The organism is Acinetobacter nosocomialis (genome assembly GCF_041021905.1).
Lineage (GTDB): Bacteria > Pseudomonadota > Gammaproteobacteria > Pseudomonadales > Moraxellaceae > Acinetobacter > Acinetobacter nosocomialis.
This window is the reverse complement of record NZ_CP157432.1, coordinates 3,042,516-3,059,733: the sequence shown is the minus strand read 5'-3', so window position 1 is coordinate 3,059,733 and position 17,218 is coordinate 3,042,516. Positions and strand designations below refer to the sequence as shown.

Below are 17,218 nucleotides of genomic sequence, written 5' to 3'. Positions count from 1 at the left end.
TTTATTATGTGTTGGAAGTGAACTTATTTATTCAGTTGCCATAAATGCTTCATGATAAGAAACTTCTCCTGAGGGAATATATTTGCTGAAACTTATAGCTTGAAAGTATTCATTTGGAACATCAGGTAAATTTAAATCTGAATATGATTTAAAACCAAATCGACTGTAATAATTTGGATCACCTAATAGAACGCAACCTTTTCCACCTAATTCTTTCAACTTTTGAAGTGCTGCATTCATTAAAAGAGAACCAATGCCAATTCCTTGTTTATTTGGGCATACAGATATAGGGCCTAGGCCATACCAGCCAGTTTCACCTGACGTGATTGTAACTGGTGAAATAGCCACATGACCTACAATTAAGTCGTTTTCTGTGGCGACCAAAGAAATCGTGAGTTGCTTATGTTTGCGAAGGCTATTCACAATAAATTGTTCGGTGTGGCTAGAATGTTCTGCATTCAGAAACGCTGCTTTGGTTAACTCTTCGATATTTTTAATATCTTCGGGTTGTTCATCTCGAATTATAATATTCATATTTTTCTTTCTCTTAATAAATAGCAACTTATATCAACGGTTGTCTAGTTGAGGACGAACAGTCTGTAGCCCTAACAATGTAATTTGATAAGGTTGGCTATTTTTAGACTTGATTAAACGTTTTGCTTTTAGCTTTTTAAATACATCTAAGGAACAATCAGATAGCACGAAACCTTCTCGTGTATAGCATTCAACGAAATAGACTGTGCCTGATGTATTACGTTGGTATTTAATATGTCCGCCTTTGGCAAGGACATGGAGAGTTCGTTGTTCGAACTTTGAAAGATTCATGTTGGAGCCTTGATAATAATCAAACGTGCAAATAGAGGTGATCAGAAACATGACCACAGAAAAATTGCGACATTGATAATCAACTCAATAGTAAAAATTGAGAGTGATTATCAGATGATTACTATCTCCAACATATAAACCTCTTTTAGAAGGGGGATACTTTTATTTAAAGAATATATTAACTGTATATATCACTTAATAACAAATGTTTTTTATATTCATAGAATATTCATTATGAGGTTAATGACATTCATTTAAATATGAAATTTGATATCTATCTTTTTTGTTCTATAAAATGGATATACACAAATCCTGATTTTCCGATATGCATACCTGTGATTAATTGCTTTTGTCCTGCTCCTTGTAGTTTAGCTACGTTTCATTCGTAAGACGTTACTTGAATTAACCCGTAAATAATAATTGACTAAAACCTCCAAATATAGTTGTATAATGCAACTATATTTGGAGGTGTTCGCATGATAGATCGCAAATTAATTGAGGAAATTCGTAGATCTTCACGAATTATGGTTCGGGAACTTGGATTTATGAATGCCACTCTTGCTGCTACAGACTATTCACCTTCAGCAGTTCATACATTGTTAGAGATTGAAAATTATGGTGCTATAACTGCTATCCAGTTAGCACAAATCTTAGGATTGGAAAAATCTAGTGTAAGTCGAATGCTCAGTAAATTAATAGAAGCTGATGAAATTAAAGAAGTTCAAGCAATAAATGATGGTAGATCTAAATCACTTCAATTGACTGATAAAGGGCGTAATACGGTTAAAAAAATAAATGCATATGGTGAAATGAGGGTAATTCGCGCTATAGAAAATTCAGAACCATTTGAACAGAAACAAATTGCTCAAGGTCTTACATCATATGCAAAAGCTTTAGTTGCTTGTAGAACTAACCCAATTGTTGAGGTAAGTAAAAATATTGAGATAGTGTCTGGATATCGTGCTGGAATGATTGGCCGCATCGCAGAAATGCATGGAAGATATTATGCAAAAAACTATGGCTTTGGACATTTTTTTGAAGGTAAAGTTGCATTAGGTCTTGCTGAGTTTTCGGAACGACTGCATGACGAAAATAATAACATTTGGCTTGCTATACATAATGATCAGATTATTGGATCTGTAGCTATAGATGGCCAAGATTTAGGAAATAATGAAGCTCATTTACGTTGGTTTATTCTTGAGGATGGATATCAAGGTAGTGGTATTGGAAAAAGATTATTAGCAGAAGCTATAACTTTTTGCGATCAAAAAGAATTCTCTGCTGTGCAATTATGGACATTTAGTGGTCTTGACGCAGCTCGTAAACTTTATGAGTCGTTCGGTTTTAAATTGACAAAAGAATGGGAAGGAAATCAATGGGGGAAAACCATGCTTGAGCAGCAATTTACCCGATAGATTCTTGTTAAGACCGTATTATAAAAATCGAACAAATAAATATTGGTCATGAAAGGCAAAAATATTCTGACTAAATCTGCTTGGATTGGTTCACCAGCTGTGCCTTGGGTTCATAAGTAAATAATACTTAATTGAAAAAAAGCCTCTATAGAAAAGGGGCTTTCCACATCTGTATTTCTCTACTATTTACCTTAGTTAAATTTGTCAATGAGAATATTTTTTTAAATACTTAGTGTATATGTATATAAAAAATAGTTAATTATAAGGTTAAATTTTTCCTATATTTTAAAATGATTGCTAAAAAAAGAAGCTAGAAAGGATCATTACAGTGCAATATTAGTATATTTTTGTGCATTTTTTAAATGAATATCTTTGAATTATGTTTTTTTTATTTGGCATATTTAATGCATTAATTGTTGAAAATTAGAAAAAACAGGGGTGAGAGGTGAATAAGCTATACAAAATAATATTAATTTTGACAGGAGTAATATTTTTATTTTCTGGGTGTAGTCGTGATCCGATTAGAGAGGTTTTAAAAAATGTGGAAGGTGTGCCTCGTAAGGAAAAAGATCGATCAATTAACTGGTACAAAATGAATCCCCAGATAAGTGAAAAAGTAAAAAATGCTTGTGATCAAAATACTAGTAAATATTTTCAGAGAGAAGATTGTATAAATGCAAAAGCTTCTCTGAATTTATTGTTGCTTGAGTCTAGCACTGATTTAAGTAACAACATAAGGCTTAGTCGTGATCGTGAATATTTTAATAAAATATCAAATAAATAGCATAAAGTGATATTATTATGATGAATCTAATTAAATCAAAAGTATTGAAATTAATATATGTTTTTTTTAGTATTTTAACTATTTTATATCAGTATAGCTATGCTGATATGTATACAGTAGATAAAGAATCTATTGTTTCATTTGATCCAAATATAAAATCGTGTACAGCAGGTTATAATCTACTTTCAGGGCAAATAAATTATAGTAAAAATTTAATTTCCGGAGCACTTCCTTACAATCTTCATTACCGGAAAGCGACACGTTTGCAAACAATAGATCAAGAAAACTCAATAGGAGTGGACTCATGGTCAGATAATTATGATGGTTTTGTGAATGTTTTTTATGGTACTTATCGTGCTAAATATGGTTATATTACGATTACAAACTATGTAATAAAATTACCGAATGATAACCACCGTTATTATTTTAAATATGGTCCTACGAGTTTTAAAGAAACTGGTTATCCTGAACCATTTCTTCAAGAAAATAATCGTGCTTTATATAGACTATATACTTCTTCAGAACCCGAAGCCTCTAGTTTACCTGGTGGTGGGTATGTTAGTGGAAATGCTTCTACAGATTTTGGTGAAATTAAATTCTCAATTGCATCTAACTCAATGACTGTTACTCGTGCAGGGGTGGTTTATAGCGCGACAGTTTCTAAGTCTATCAATAATGAAATTTTATTTAGGTTCAATAAAATTACTTATCCAAATGGAAATACTATTAATTTAAGTTATGATAATCAACTTAATTTAGTACAGGTAACTGATAATAAAAATAATAAGCTTTCTCTAGTTCGAAATGGCTCACAAGTTAGCTCAGTAAGTTTTACAGGCGGAACACAAGCGGATAGTCAGAAATATGATTTAACTTATTCCTCTATACAGGCAGGAGGAATAAGTTATCCTCAGCTAACTCAAGTTAAGAATGCTAAAAATGGCAGGAAAGAAGACTATACTTATGATGCTGCTTTATCATTATCTCATTATGAGACAGCGTTAGATAATAATGTTAGTAATCCAGAAACTGCAGCCCAGCGACCAATATTAAAATCAGTTTCAGATAACTCTAATCAAGTTAGACAGACCTGGAAAGTTGATTATCCAAGTGTGGTTGTAACAACAAGTGGAATTTATAAAACGATCACTGCTGTAAAAGTTATTTTACAATCATATCTCGGGGAGAGCACAGGAACTAAGGCACTTGATACGACAACAACTTACGATGATATTCAAAATTCTAGTAAAATTTCTATGCTTTTTTCTCCAGATGGAAATCAATCTGCAAATACAGTAATTAATACAACACATCCTGATTATAAAAAAACAATTATTGATGTATCAGGTTTTCCATGTCTAACAACAGGAGACAATCGACCAATTAAGTCTATTGTTTACGCACCAAGCGAAATCCATCCAACACAAATTACTGACCAAAATGGTAATATTACTGCGTATGCTTTTGATACGTTAAATCGTATTCTACAAGTGGTTGAAGCATCAGGTACAACTATTAGTAGAACGACAAATTATGTCTATGGAGTATTATCCAATGGACTTGAAAACTTATTCAATATCCCTACAACAATTAAAACCTCAAATTTCACAATAACAAATGAAATCAATGAAAAAGGTCAGATAGTCAAACAAACTGAATCTTCTACTCAAGTGCAAAGTACGTCTAAAGTTACAACATATAATTATTTTACGGATATTACTAAACCAAATAATGGTCTTTTAAGTAGTAAGGATGGTCCACGTTCAGGTACTTTAGATAAAATAAGTTATACATATGATAATTATGGGAATTTAGCATCCGTTTCTACGACTATTAATGGTACTGAAAGGACTGAACAATATGTTGGATATAATTCATTTGGAGATCCCGAACGTATTGTTTATCCAAACGGGATGGTTGAGAAATATACTTATAATGACGATGGTACTATAAGTAGTGTTGTAACAGGAAGTGGCTCAACTGCAGGGACTATTACGGGAAAAACAGTTACTTTTAGCTATGATTCACTTGGTCAACTAGTAGGTAGCTTGAATGAAGATGGAGAAAAGACAAGCTATTACTATGATAATTTAGGCCGCATTATTAAAACAATTTATTCTGATGGAAGTATTAGCACAAAAAATTATTTTAATAACAATATTATCAGTAGTGATGAGGTAAAAGATAGTTCTGCTATTACAGTTTTTAAAGGTTTGTATCGGACTTTAGATTTAAGTGGGCGGATAAATAAAATTCAAATCGGAACTGATTCTACATCAAATTGGAAAACATTAGGTTATGACGGAAATGGTAATGTTATACAAACAAAAACAGCGCAAGGAATCATTGAAAGCTGGACTTATGATGCATTAAATCGACCTATTAGTCATATTGATGGATCAGGTAATACCGATACTAAAACTTATGATGCTTTAGATAATCCAATTACTGTACTTGATGCATTATCCTCTGGAACTAATCCTTATCTCTATCGGAATGGTAATGTCTTGGCTCAAGAGACTAATAAAGATTTTGGCATTAAAAGTTATAGTTATAACGAGGCTGATCAATTAGTTCAGAGTATATACGGTAATCGCAAATGTAGTTTCTCGAATATAGATGAAATTGGGCGGAATAAGACTATTCAGTGTCAAAGTAATAGTTCTAGTACACCTGATATGCTTACTTATGATGATACTTATACATTTGATTCAAGTCGTTATAGTCGATTAGATAAAATAGTCTCTAATAAGCCTTATGGAGTTGATATCAGTTATGTCTATGACTTATATGATCGCATTATTGGGAAGAGTCAATCTAATAAAGCTTTAACTGCATTTGGATCTAGTGCAAATACTTTATCGAATACCTATGCATGGAGTATTGGTAATAAGATCACAGGGATAACTTTACCTTCTGGTCGTAAGCTTACTTATAATTATGACAACACATCGAAAGGCCAAATTACAGGTTTAACTTTAGATGGCAATGCTTTGTTGAGTAATATTGGTTATGACGCAAGTGGACAAATGACAGGCTGGACATGGGGAAGTAATGCTGGAAGTTACACATGGACTTATAGTTCAGCAAAAGATGGTGTCATTAATCAAATTAGTAATAAAAACAGTGGAGGGGCTGTTACTTATAGCCTTAATTATAGTTTTGATCGTGATAACCGTATTATAAGTATTAAGCGGAATAATAACTTAAATGATAATTTTAGTTATGATCAGGAAGGACGTTTATTGACAGAAAGTCGAAGTAATGATGCAAGCTCTATCTACGCTATTACCTATACTTATGATAAAAATGGCAATCGTTTAAGTTTACGAGCGTCCGGCACTCATTTACAGCCTGCTGCAAATGTGGATTATGCCTATACAGGTAATAAACTTACCACATTAACAAAAAATGGAACAGCTCAGCCACTTAATTATACTGCAAATGCAGAATTATATATGGGTGAAATCTTACCGAGTTACGATTATGCAGGGCGACGTCGAGGTGAAGGGACATCAACAACTATTAATCGTTATATGAGTTATAACGCTAATAATGAAAGAACACTAAGTGGAAGTACAAGTGCATGGAGTAATACAGAGGTGGTCCCACATGTTTGAACAACTAAAAGCTTATTTATAAGTGATACTCTGCTCTAGTTAAGCTACCTTATTTTGTTGTGGTAGCTGGTCATAGTAAAACTCATCTGGAGTCATTTTGTCCAGACTCGAATGAGGTCGTTTCAAATTATAAAATTCAAAATATGCGTTTAATTGCTTCTTCGCATCCAAAACATTGCTGTAGGCTTTGAGATACACCTCTTCATATTTAACGCTCCGCCATAATCGTTCAACCATCACATTATCAACCCATCGACCTTTACCATCCATGCTGATTTGGATGTCATTTAGAGGTGGTCCCACATGTTTGAACAACTAAAAGCTTATTTATAAGTGATACTCTGCTCTAGTTAAGCTACCTTATTTTGTTGTGGTAGCTGGTCATAGTAAAACTCATCTGGAGTCATTTTGTCCAGACTCGAATGAGGTCGTTTCAAATTATAAAATTCAAAATATGCGTTTAATTGCTTCTTCGCATCCAAAACATTGCTGTAGGCTTTGAGATACACCTCTTCATATTTAACGCTCCGCCATAATCGTTCAACCATCACATTATCAACCCATCGACCTTTACCATCCATACTGATTTGAATGCCATTTGATTTCAATACATCAATAAATGCATCACTGGTAAACTGACTGCCTTGGTCTGTATTAAATATTTCAGGTCGACCATATTTTTCAATAGCTTCATTTAATGTTTCTATGCAAAATGTAACCTCCATACTAATCGATACTCTATGCGCAAGTACCTTGCGGCTATGCCAATCAATCACAGCACATAAATAAACAAAGCCTTTTGCCATAGGGATATACGTTATATCCGTAGACCACACTTGATTACTGCGCTGAATAGCCAATCCTTTGAGCAGATATGGATATTTGCGGTGAGCTTGATTAGCCTGGCTTAAATTTGGTTTGCAATATAACGCATTAATGCCCATTTTCTTCATTAAAGTACGTGTATGACGTCGTCCTATATGATGTCCTTGACGATTCAACAAATCACGCATCATACGGCTACCTGCAAAAGGGTATTGCATATGTAACTCATCCATACAGCGCATCAGCTTCAGATCTGATGCACTCACAGGTTTTGGGCGATAGTAATAACAACCACGGGAGACTTTCAGCAGCTGAGCTTGCTTAGATACTGAAATCTGAAGTGAGTCATCGATTAACTTTTGTGGTTGAAGCGGCCCAGTTTCTTCAACACACCTTCTAAAAAATCAATTTCTAATGCCTGCTCACCGATTTTTGCATGTAGTTTTTTTAGATCGATGGGTGGTTCTGTTGGAGCTTTTGATTGATCGAAAGCTTGCGAGGAAGCTGAAATCAGTTGATTTTTCCAGTCGATAATTTGGTTTTGATGAACATCAAATTCAGCACTCAATTCAGCAAGTGTTTTTTCTGCTTTAATCGCAGCAAGTGCTACCTTAGCTTTAAAATCATTTGAATGATTTCTTCTTGGTCTACGTGCCATAAAATACTCCATATATTGATGTTTATAACATCATTTGGGGAGCAAAATATCACTTATAAGTGTTGTTCAAATTTCCTGATCCACCTCTTTTGATTTCAATACATCAATAAATGCATCACTGGTAAACTGACTGCCTTGGTCTGTATTAAATATTTCAGGTCGACCATATTTTTCAATAGCTTCATTTAATGTTTCTATGCAAAATGTAACCTCCATACTAATCGATACTCTATGCGCAAGTACCTTGCGGCTATGCCAATCAATCACAGCACATAAATAAACAAAGCCTTTTGCCATAGGGATATACGTTATATCCGTAGACCACACTTGATTACTGCGCTGAATAGCCAATCCTTTGAGCAGATATGGATATTTGCGGTGAGCTTGATTAGCCTGGCTTAAATTTGGTTTGCAATATAACGCATTAATGCCCATTTTCTTCATTAAAGTACGTGTATGACGTCGTCCTATATGATGTCCTTGACGATTCAACAAATCACGCATCATACGGCTACCTGCAAAAGGGTATTGCATATGTAACTCATCCATACAGCGCATCAGCTTCAGATCTGATGCACTCACAGGTTTTGGGCGATAGTAATAACAACCACGGGAGACTTTCAGCAGCTGAGCTTGCTTAGATACTGAAATCTGAAGTGAGTCATCGATTAACTTTTGTGGTTGAAGCGGCCCAGTTTCTTCAACACACCTTCTAAAAAATCAATTTCTAATGCCTGCTCACCGATTTTTGCATGTAGTTTTTTTAGATCGATGGGTGGTTCTGTTGGAGCTTTTGATTGATCGAAAGCTTGCGAGGAAGCTGAAATCAGTTGATTTTTCCAGTCGATAATTTGGTTTTGATGAACATCAAATTCAGCACTCAATTCAGCAAGTGTTTTTTCTGCTTTAATCGCAGCAAGTGCTACCTTAGCTTTAAAATCATTTGAATGATTTCTTCTTGGTCTACGTGCCATAAAATACTCCATATATTGATGTTTATAACATCATTTGGGGAGCAAAATATCACTTATAAGTGTTGTTCAAATTTCCTGATCCACCTCTTACGGCAGTTCAATTCATCTACGATGAAAAAAGTCATTTGATTGGTGAATATACAGCTACTGGAATTCCACTTGTAGAATATATTTGGTTAGGAGATAAACCAGTTGCAGCAGTTTACGAGAGTGGAGCAACTACCAAGATTTATTATATTGTAACGGATGTACAAAATACCCCGCGTCGACTAATTGATAGCAATGGTAGTGTTGTATGGAGTTGGGACAGTACAGCTTTTGGCCTAGGTAGTCCTGTAAGTACGATAACATTTAATTTACGTTTTCCTGGACAGTACTATGATGCAACTACAGGGCAGTTTTATAACCATAATCGTTTTTATAACCCTGAACTTGGTCGATACATGGAACCAGATCCGATTGGTCTTGCAGGTGGATTAAATCCATACATATACGCATTAAATAATCCTGTGATGTATGTAGATATGACTGGTGAAAACCCAATATTAATTGCAATGGGTGTGAGCGCAGCAACAGCAGGTGCATTTTATACAGGAGAAGTATTTTTTAATGCAGTATATGACGCATATAAAAATGACCAAAGTATATTAGATAGTTTTTCTAAATCATTTTCAATTAAAGAGTTAGGTCAACAAATGGTTATAGGTGCAGCATTTGGTGGAGTTGGTAAAGCTGCTTTTTTAGCTGCTGATGTACATATAATTAGTAAAGCTGCACCTACTATCATTCCAGCGGGAACATCGGTTCTGAAACGGTGGGGGTTAAAAGGTTTAAATGCAATTAACAATATGGCTAAAACTAGTAAAATTAATAAAATAAGAGAAGTAACTACTCCTGCTGGATTGGTTCTCACAGGAAATATAATTGCAGGTAAAACAACAACAAACTTGATATTAAATGATATTAATGAACGGAGTTCTGCTCGTAGACAAGGGGGTGGTGAAGTTGGTAATAGTGGTATTAATCAAGGCTCTGATTATTTAGGTTTTAAAAGTTATCAACCTAATGGTTATGTAGCAGGATATTCAGAGATGTATATTAACGGTGTATATAATGGTAGGTTATGGACTATTTACTTTGATTCAGGTGATACTGTTCAATATGGTTGTTATCTTAAGTGCGCATTGCCATTGTAAATGATTAGAAAGGTGAGTATACGAAAATATATTCACCTTTTAAAAGGAAAGAATAATTATGTCTATTATATTTTTTTGTATTTTTTTCACAGCTTTATTGATATTTGGATATTTGGCTGTTAAATCAAAATGGAAGATTAAGAATTTAGCATTTGTGTGTTTTGTAAGTGTGTTTTTATTTGTTTTTAGTGTTTTTCTATTAATACTTCATATAGATGGTAGATATGTTCAATTTTTTATAGATGGGAAGTTTTCTTTAAATTCACGTGCAATAGACCTATTTTTTGTTGCAGGTATGTCTTCTTTTTTAGCTACATTATTACTTGTTATTGTAGTGTGGGCTGTGCGTAATAAAGTATTCTAGTTTTAAAACAAGTGATTATTGATTTTGTTGTGACACAATATCTATATTTTCAAATAGATTTATTTTTTAAATCTAGTTTTTGAAAATTAAAAGAGTTGAAAATTTATTATAATTAATATTTTAATTAGTTTGAAGTGTATTTTATAAATTTGATTGTTAATTTGGGTTTTATTGTAATTTTATGAGCGATTATAAATATTTTTTAAAAAATTTTGATGTATTTAATGGGGTTTATTTTTTATTAATATAGGTTCTATAGGCTATATTTTAGCTAATAATGTAGTGAGGAAGTAGAAATAATATAGTTGATTTAAACTTCTTTATAAAAATATTTGATGCCTTCATTTTCTCCTTTATAAACCCCCATTTAACAATAACACACCCATTATTTATCCTTACTTTTTAATGATCTAAATTAAAACAAATGTCATTTTGTGTGCTTGACTGCAAAAGGGTTGAGCACTATTCTTTGCCTGCTGGCCACATTGCCAGTCGGTTTTAGCAGACCGCATAATAACTCCCGCATCAGAGCCATTCCTTCTGAGGAATACTCATATGTGGTAGCCACTCGTTCCTTTCCCGTAGCGGTAGGACGGGAGAGGGACACCTACGGGTGTGCTAGTTTGAGTTATTACTAGTCTGCTAACCCTTTCTCGTTCTGCCACCATAATTTTATAAATGTCTGGCAGAACTCCAAATAAAAAGGAGTTGGCTTTGCACATCCATTATTTCTTGGCAACCTTTGCCAAAAGCTATAACAACACAACTTAGTTTTTAACAAGTTTGATCGCCATGCGGCAAATCAGGCTTTAAATCGTCACGACTAAAAACTTGCAGCAACAATAAAACTTGAGATGTGCCAAGCACAGTCTTTATGGCTTTGCTATGCCTTTTTTTCAGCTTTAAAAAAATAAAAGGCTTTTATATCTCATTTATATACAACAACAATTTATTTTATAACGGTAAAACTATGCCAAATTTAATTCTCCCAACACGTGCTTTTGAGGTTGTAAAAAAAGGGATCGACTTATTTCACTACGGTGGCTTTCATATGGTCGGCGTCGACAAAATTGTGAAAGAAACCGAAGTGAATAAAATGACGTTTTATAATTATTTTCACTCTAAAGAACGCTTCATTGATATCTGTTTAATTGTGCAAAAAGAACGGCTCCAAGACCAAGTGGTTGCAATAGTGGAGTACGACCATGAGACAAGCACAATCGATAAACTTAAAAAACTTTATGTATTACATACCGACTTAGAAGGTCCGTACTACTTATTATTTAAGGCTATTTTTGAAACTAAAAACAGTTATCCAAACGCTTACCAAACTGCGGTCAGATACAGAACATGGCTTAGCAATGAAATTTATAGTCAGCTTAGATTACTAAAAAACGATGCAGCCTTTAATGACGCCAAAATATTACTATATATGATTGAAGGCGCAATTATTCAGCTTTTAAGCTCAGAACAGGTCTATCAAAAAGAGAGGTTATTTAATTACTTTCTAAATGCTTTGGCTTAGCTAAAAGTGTGGAAATGAAAAGTTAGAAACAATAAAAACCATCAAGGTGAGCGTTTTTTTTCACTAACCTACAAACCTTATTGGTTGTTTAAAGCAATCTTATCTTAGTGATTTAAGTTGAAATCAAACCAAATGATTTCAACTATAAAATCATTAAAATTAATTGTTTAAAGTTTTTAAAGCCATTTCTACACTGTCGTATAGATTTTCAATAGGCACATTATCTTTTGCTTGAACCGTAATACCAAATAGAATCATGCCAAAATAATCTGCTAAAACATCTAAGTTTAAGCTTTCAGCCACATCACCATCTTTTTGACCTTGTTCAAGTCTCGCTCTAATAAGAGCAACGGTTTTTCTGCGTTCATTACTCAAGATGTCTTGTACATTTTTACTTTCAGATGAACCTGATAATGCAGCAGAGACAACTAAACAGCCTGTTTTATCAGGCTTACTATAAAATTGATCAATCGTTCTGATTAACAAATTTTTAATGCCTTCTTGAGCAGTTAAAGACTCTTTGAGTGCCTCAATTCGATAATTACCAAAATTTTTAACATAATAATCAACAGCTTCAATAAACAATTTTTCTTTGTTTCCAAAAGAAGCGTAAAGACTTGGCGGGTTGATTTCCATTGCTTTTGTCAGGTCATTAATCGACGTCGCTTCATAACCATTTCGCCAAAATAGATTCATCGCTTTGTCTAATGCAGCATCTCGATCGAAATTACGAGGGCGGCCACGACCTGCGGTTTTATTCATTTTGCTCTCCATTTTGTATCAATCACTACAAAAACATGTTGACTGTATTTTAGCACGATTATATAGTGATCACTACATAAATAATCTTATGCATATTTTAAGGGCTAACATATGAATCACAAATTATTTAATCCAGTGATTGTGGGCGATGTTGAACTAAGCAATCGTATTGTTATGGCACCGATGACCAGATCAAGAGCAGCACAACCTAATGATGTGCCGACCGAGCTTAATGCACTTTATTATGGTCAACGTGCAAGTGCTGGTTTGATTATCACCGAAGGCACACAAGTTTCTGATGTGGGTAAAGGCTATTCTTTTACGCCCGGTATTTATTCAGAAGAACAAATCAAAGGTTGGGCTTTAGCGACTCAAGCTGTACATGAAAAAGGCGGAAAAATTGCTGCTCAGTTATGGCATGTTGGGCGTATGTCACACTCTTCACTGCATAGCAACCACGAACAACCCATTGCACCATCTGCTATTCAGGCCAAAGCTTCAGTATTTATTGCCAATGAAAAAGGTGAAGGGGCAATGGTGCCTGCCGAAATGCCAAGAGCAATGGATTTTGATGATATTCAAAACGTTAAACAGGAATTTATTCAAGCTGCTCGCAACGCTGTACAAGCAGGTTTTGATTTAGTCGAAATTCATGCCGCGAATGGTTATTTATTTGACCAGTTCTTATCTACAGATGCGAACCAGCGTACTGATAACTATGGTGGATCTGTTGAAAATCGTGCACGTTTCTTATTGGAAACTGTCGACGCATTGATTGATGCGATTGGTGCCGGCCGAGTAGGTGTGCGTTTATCACCTTGGGGAACGATTAATGGCATGACAGACCAACAACCCGAAGAAATTACTCTTTATTTAGCTGAACAATTACAAAGAAGAAATATTGCCTATATCCATTTGGCTGAATGGGACATGCTTCCACATGGTGATACTTATCCAGTAGGTTTCAGAGAAAAACTTCGTTCATTGTTCACAAATACATTAATTGTTTGTGGAAATTATTCACTCGAAAGAGCCGAATCTATTCTTGATAAAGGCTTAGCAGATGCAGTGGCATTTGGACGTCCTTTTATTTCCAACCCAGATTTAGTTGAGCGTTTACAGTCAGGCCATGCTTTAGCGCAAGCCAAATCTGAATATTTCTATGGTGGCGATGCAACGGGTTATACCGACTATCCTACTGCTCAATAAGCTCACACGATAAATTAAGGTTAAGAAAATGAAAAAGTTTTTTAAAGTTATGACTTTATCCGCAGCAATGGGGATGTTTGGGTTAAATCAAGCAAATGCAGAATATGACCCAAACTTAAAGTCGATTGATACGCCACCAGCTGTTTCACAACAAATGTTTAATAAGGTGAAATCTAATGGGTTAGGGCAATATGCTTATGCAAAGGGCCTATCTAGTAAGTTTATCGAGTCTGAAGGCGTAAAACTCCATTATGTTGAAGGTGGATCTAAAGGCACGCCGATCGTATTTATTCATGGTTTTGGTTCGACATGGAAAATGTGGGAACCTGTCATGCTTTCTTATATGAAAGATCATAAAGTCATTGCGATTGATTTGCCGGGTCTAGGCCAATCTGGTCCCATACTTAATGATGATTATTCAGCAGAAAATACCTCAAAAATTTTAATTGGTGCGATTAAGAAAATTGCTGGGAAGGGGCCGATCTATTATGTCAGCCACGATTTAGGCAATACGGCTTCTTATCCACTCGTTGCCAATAATCAAGGCTATATCAAAAAAGCGGTATTTATGGACTCGCCAATTCCGGATCGTGCGATGTTTGAATATCCGGGGTATACCGCAGATGGTCCGGGTCTAGGTTGGCACTTTGGTTATTTTAGTTTTGGTGATATTGCTGAGAAGCAAATTGCAAATGATCCAAATTTATTTTTCTCATACTTTATTAAAACGTATGCAGGTAAAAAAGAAATTTTTACGCCTGAACTGCTTGCTGAGTTGATTGAGCCGTATTCGACTCGAGATAAATTAAAAGCAGCTTTTGGATATTACCGTTCGCATGCCGACTCAATTCGTCAAAATGAAGCACTGCTCGCTAATGGTAAAAAGTTAACAATACCTTCTATGGCGCTTACTGGCCAAAAAGGCGTAAATGATGTTTTGGTGAAAGAGATGCGAGCAAGATTTGTCGCTGATCCTGCCCAATACACTGCCATTATTTTGCCAGATACAGGACACTGGATGGTGGAAGAAAATGCTGAAGGTGTTGAAAAAAGTTTATCGAACTTTTTATTTAAATAATGACTAAAACTTTTATATCCGAATCTATCTTGGATTCGGATGTAACTCACCTAAAACATCTTTATTCCAAGTGGTTGGGAGAAATGATAGATGAAAAATAAACTTCCATTCTTGTCTTTATTTTTTGCTTGTCTCACTGCGTCATCAGTTAGTTATGCAAATAATGTCTATGGCGAGCATTTAGAAGGATTTAAATATCCTTACCCACTCCAGTATTTTAATTTCTCATCCCAACAGCAAAATTTAAAAATGGGATATATGGATGTTCAACCCAAGAAGCCGAATGGACAAACAGTAGTGGTTTTTCATGGCAAAAACTTTTGTGCTGCAACTTGGGAAGAAACCATTAATTTTCTAATACAAAATGGTTATCGGGTGATTGCTCCCGATCAGATCGGTTTTTGTACTTCTAGTAAACCCGATCATTATCAATATAGTTTCCAACAGCTTGCACAAAACACTCATGCTTTACTCGAAAAACTGGGTGTTAAACAACCGATTTTATTAGGACATTCAACAGGTGGCATGCTCGCAACGCGATATGCTCTTATGTATCCCCAACAAACAAAACTCCTCGCAATGGTTAATCCAATTGGACTAGAAGATTGGAAAGCAAAAGGGGTTCCGTATCGTACTATTGATCAATGGTATCAGCGTGAACTGAAGGTGAGTGCTGAGTCAATTAAAGCCTATGAATTAAAAACTTATTATCAAGGCGTATGGAAGCCAGAATATGACAAATGGGTTGATATGCTGGCTGGACTAAATGCGGGCAAAGGACACGAAAAGGTCGCATGGAATTCAGCTCTTATTTACGACATGATTTTTACACAACCCGTCTATTATGAGTTTTCTCAACTTAAAGTACCTACCGTGCTTTATATCGGTACGGGTGATACGACTGCAATTGGTAGTGATATAGCTCCACCTGAAGTTAAGCAAAAAATTGGTCAATACAGCGTGCTGGGTAAAGAAACCGCAAAAATGATTCCAAATGCTGAATTAATTGAGTTTGAAGGTATGGGACATTCGCCACAAATGCAAAATCCTAAAATGTTTCATGATGCTTTGATCGGAACATTAAAGAAATACGACTAACTATTTTGGTCTGTTACCAAGATAAAAATAATTTATTTAAATTCAATTAAATAGTTTGTGAGAGGAATAAGTTATGAACACGACTTCATCACATGATTTAGAACGTAAAATTGCATTTGTACAAGGTGGTTCACGTGGTATAGGTGCGGCTATTGTCACTAAATTGGCTGAACATGGAGCAACAGTAGCCTTTACTTATGCAAACTCAGATCAGGCAGCTAACCGTTTGGTAGATGAACTTAAAGCGAATGGCTTAAAAGTGATGGGAATTAAAGCTGATAGTGGTTCACCAGAACAGGTTATTCACGCCATTCATAAAGTTGCAGATGAGTTCGGTCGAATTGATATCTTAGTGAATAATGTTGGTATTTTTGTGATGAACAAAATACAAGATGTGACATTAGAAGAAATAGAAAAGATCATGGCCGTAAATATTAAAAGCGTGATTGTAGCTTGCCATGAGGTTGTTAAATATATGCCTGATTATGGGCGTATTATTAATATAGGAAGTATCAATGCTGAACGTGTGCCTACAGCTGGATTAACTTTATATGCTATGACTAAATCTGCGGTGAATGGCTTAACTAAAGGTATGGCGCGAGATTTGGGTGAACGATTTATTACCGTAAATAATATTCAACCGGGACCTGTCGATACTGATATGAATCCGGCAGAAGGCGAAATGGCAAATTCACTTTTAGACCTTATGGCGATTAAACGTTATGGTAATAGAAATGAAATTGCAGATTTAGTTTTATGGCTCTGTAGCGAGCATGCGGGATATATCACTGGTTCAAATATTAATATTGATGGGGGGTATGGTATTTAGGTGAGGATGTGGTTTAGATTGATATGGTCAATATTGTTTAGCATGTTTTAGTTATG

At 34.9% G+C, this 17,218-nt stretch carries 13 protein-coding genes and 3 pseudogenes; 10 read left to right on the top strand and 6 right to left on the bottom strand.

All coding sequences use genetic code 11. The features are described from left to right. Positions 1-27 precede the first annotated feature (27 nt). Positions 28-534 (bottom strand): GNAT family N-acetyltransferase, encoded by a 507-nt coding sequence (locus ABLC00_RS14275; protein WP_004885594.1) that lies wholly within the window; start codon positions 532-534, stop codon positions 28-30. Positions 535-567: 33 nt separating this feature from the next. Beyond that, positions 568-825 (bottom strand): YjhX family toxin, encoded by a 258-nt coding sequence (locus ABLC00_RS14270; RefSeq protein WP_004885596.1) that lies wholly within the window; start codon positions 823-825, stop codon positions 568-570. A gap of 476 nt (positions 826-1,301) precedes the next feature. On the opposite strand from ABLC00_RS14270, the gene ABLC00_RS14265 reads away from it, so the two are divergent. The 3 genes from ABLC00_RS14265 (at position 1,302) to ABLC00_RS14255 (ending at position 6,644) form a co-directional block, all read left to right on the top strand. Continuing rightward, positions 1,302-2,240: a bifunctional helix-turn-helix transcriptional regulator/GNAT family N-acetyltransferase gene (locus ABLC00_RS14265; RefSeq protein ID WP_033846103.1), complete on the top strand. Its 939-nt coding sequence runs from the start codon at positions 1,302-1,304 to the stop codon at positions 2,238-2,240. A 445-nt stretch (positions 2,241-2,685) separates the two neighbouring features. Next, positions 2,686-3,024, top strand: coding sequence for a hypothetical protein (locus tag ABLC00_RS14260; RefSeq protein WP_004885599.1), 339 nt, complete (start codon positions 2,686-2,688; stop codon positions 3,022-3,024). Between the two features lie 17 nt (positions 3,025-3,041). Further along, positions 3,042-6,644: an RHS repeat protein gene (locus tag ABLC00_RS14255; protein WP_348941297.1), complete on the top strand. Its 3,603-nt coding sequence runs from the start codon at positions 3,042-3,044 to the stop codon at positions 6,642-6,644. A gap of 39 nt (positions 6,645-6,683) precedes the next feature. Here ABLC00_RS14255 and ABLC00_RS14250 read toward each other — a convergent pair. The 3 genes and pseudogenes from ABLC00_RS14250 to ABLC00_RS14240 form a co-directional block, all read right to left on the bottom strand. Then, positions 6,684-6,929: pseudogene (locus ABLC00_RS14250) on the bottom strand (integrase core domain-containing protein); the annotation flags it as partial. A 65-nt stretch (positions 6,930-6,994) separates the two neighbouring features. Continuing rightward, a protein-coding gene (locus tag ABLC00_RS14245) for an IS3 family transposase (RefSeq protein ID WP_223235881.1) occupies positions 6,995-8,127 on the bottom strand; the annotation gives its coding sequence in 2 pieces (ribosomal slippage) (positions 6,995-7,875 and positions 7,875-8,127; 1,134 coding nt in all). Between the two features lie 90 nt (positions 8,128-8,217). Next, positions 8,218-9,113, bottom strand: a pseudogene (locus ABLC00_RS14240) (IS3 family transposase); the annotation flags it as partial. A 77-nt stretch (positions 9,114-9,190) separates the two neighbouring features. Between ABLC00_RS14240 and ABLC00_RS14235 the strand changes: the two are divergent. From ABLC00_RS14235 to ABLC00_RS14225, 3 genes and pseudogenes are all read left to right on the top strand, one after another. Beyond that, positions 9,191-10,297, top strand: a pseudogene (locus ABLC00_RS14235) (RHS repeat-associated core domain-containing protein); the annotation flags it as partial. A 58-nt stretch (positions 10,298-10,355) separates the two neighbouring features. Next, a complete protein-coding gene (locus ABLC00_RS14230) occupies positions 10,356-10,661 on the top strand; it encodes a hypothetical protein (RefSeq protein ID WP_004885603.1) in 306 nt (101 codons plus the stop codon). Between the two features lie 970 nt (positions 10,662-11,631). Further along, positions 11,632-12,186 (top strand): TetR/AcrR family transcriptional regulator, encoded by a 555-nt coding sequence (locus ABLC00_RS14225; RefSeq protein WP_348941178.1) that lies wholly within the window; start codon positions 11,632-11,634, stop codon positions 12,184-12,186. A 159-nt stretch (positions 12,187-12,345) separates the two neighbouring features. Here ABLC00_RS14225 and ABLC00_RS14220 read toward each other — a convergent pair whose 3' ends face one another. After that, positions 12,346-12,948, bottom strand: coding sequence for a TetR/AcrR family transcriptional regulator (locus ABLC00_RS14220; RefSeq protein ID WP_004707394.1), 603 nt, complete (start codon positions 12,946-12,948; stop codon positions 12,346-12,348). 111 nt (positions 12,949-13,059) lie between these two features. Here ABLC00_RS14220 and ABLC00_RS14215 point away from each other — a divergent pair, with 111 nt between their 5' ends. The 4 genes from ABLC00_RS14215 (at position 13,060) to ABLC00_RS14200 (ending at position 17,162) form a co-directional block, all read left to right on the top strand. Then, entirely contained in the window at positions 13,060-14,157 is a 1,098-nt protein-coding gene (locus ABLC00_RS14215) for an alkene reductase (protein WP_004885626.1), read from the top strand. A 28-nt stretch (positions 14,158-14,185) separates the two neighbouring features. After that, complete coding sequence (locus tag ABLC00_RS14210) at positions 14,186-15,235, top strand: alpha/beta fold hydrolase (RefSeq protein WP_004885628.1); 1,050 nt, start codon at positions 14,186-14,188, stop codon at positions 15,233-15,235. Positions 15,236-15,325: 90 nt separating this feature from the next. Further along, entirely contained in the window at positions 15,326-16,333 is a 1,008-nt protein-coding gene (locus tag ABLC00_RS14205; protein ID WP_004885630.1) for an alpha/beta fold hydrolase, read from the top strand. Between the two features lie 73 nt (positions 16,334-16,406). Continuing rightward, positions 16,407-17,162 (top strand): 3-oxoacyl-ACP reductase family protein, encoded by a 756-nt coding sequence (locus ABLC00_RS14200; protein ID WP_006580542.1) that lies wholly within the window; start codon positions 16,407-16,409, stop codon positions 17,160-17,162. Positions 17,163-17,218 lie beyond the last annotated feature (56 nt).

Bases quoted from the DNA above. Each gene is read 5' to 3' on its own strand.
- ABLC00_RS14210 (WP_004885628.1), top strand. From the start codon at position 14,186: ATGAAAAAGTTTTTTAAAGTTATGACTTTATCCGCAGCAATGGGGATG.
- ABLC00_RS14255 (WP_348941297.1), top strand. From the start codon at position 3,042: ATGATGAATCTAATTAAATCAAAAGTATTGAAATTAATATATGTTTTT.
- ABLC00_RS14275 (WP_004885594.1), bottom strand. From the start codon at position 534: ATGAATATTATAATTCGAGATGAACAACCCGAAGATATTAAAAATATC.
- ABLC00_RS14265 (WP_033846103.1), top strand. From the start codon at position 1,302: ATGATAGATCGCAAATTAATTGAGGAAATTCGTAGATCTTCACGAATT.
- ABLC00_RS14230 (WP_004885603.1), top strand. From the start codon at position 10,356: ATGTCTATTATATTTTTTTGTATTTTTTTCACAGCTTTATTGATATTT.
- ABLC00_RS14200 (WP_006580542.1), top strand. From the start codon at position 16,407: ATGAACACGACTTCATCACATGATTTAGAACGTAAAATTGCATTTGTA.
- ABLC00_RS14270 (WP_004885596.1), bottom strand. From the start codon at position 825: ATGAATCTTTCAAAGTTCGAACAACGAACTCTCCATGTCCTTGCCAAA.
- ABLC00_RS14205 (WP_004885630.1), top strand. From the start codon at position 15,326: ATGAAAAATAAACTTCCATTCTTGTCTTTATTTTTTGCTTGTCTCACT.
- ABLC00_RS14220 (WP_004707394.1), bottom strand. From the start codon at position 12,948: ATGAATAAAACCGCAGGTCGTGGCCGCCCTCGTAATTTCGATCGAGAT.
- ABLC00_RS14225 (WP_348941178.1), top strand. From the start codon at position 11,632: ATGCCAAATTTAATTCTCCCAACACGTGCTTTTGAGGTTGTAAAAAAA.
- ABLC00_RS14215 (WP_004885626.1), top strand. From the start codon at position 13,060: ATGAATCACAAATTATTTAATCCAGTGATTGTGGGCGATGTTGAACTA.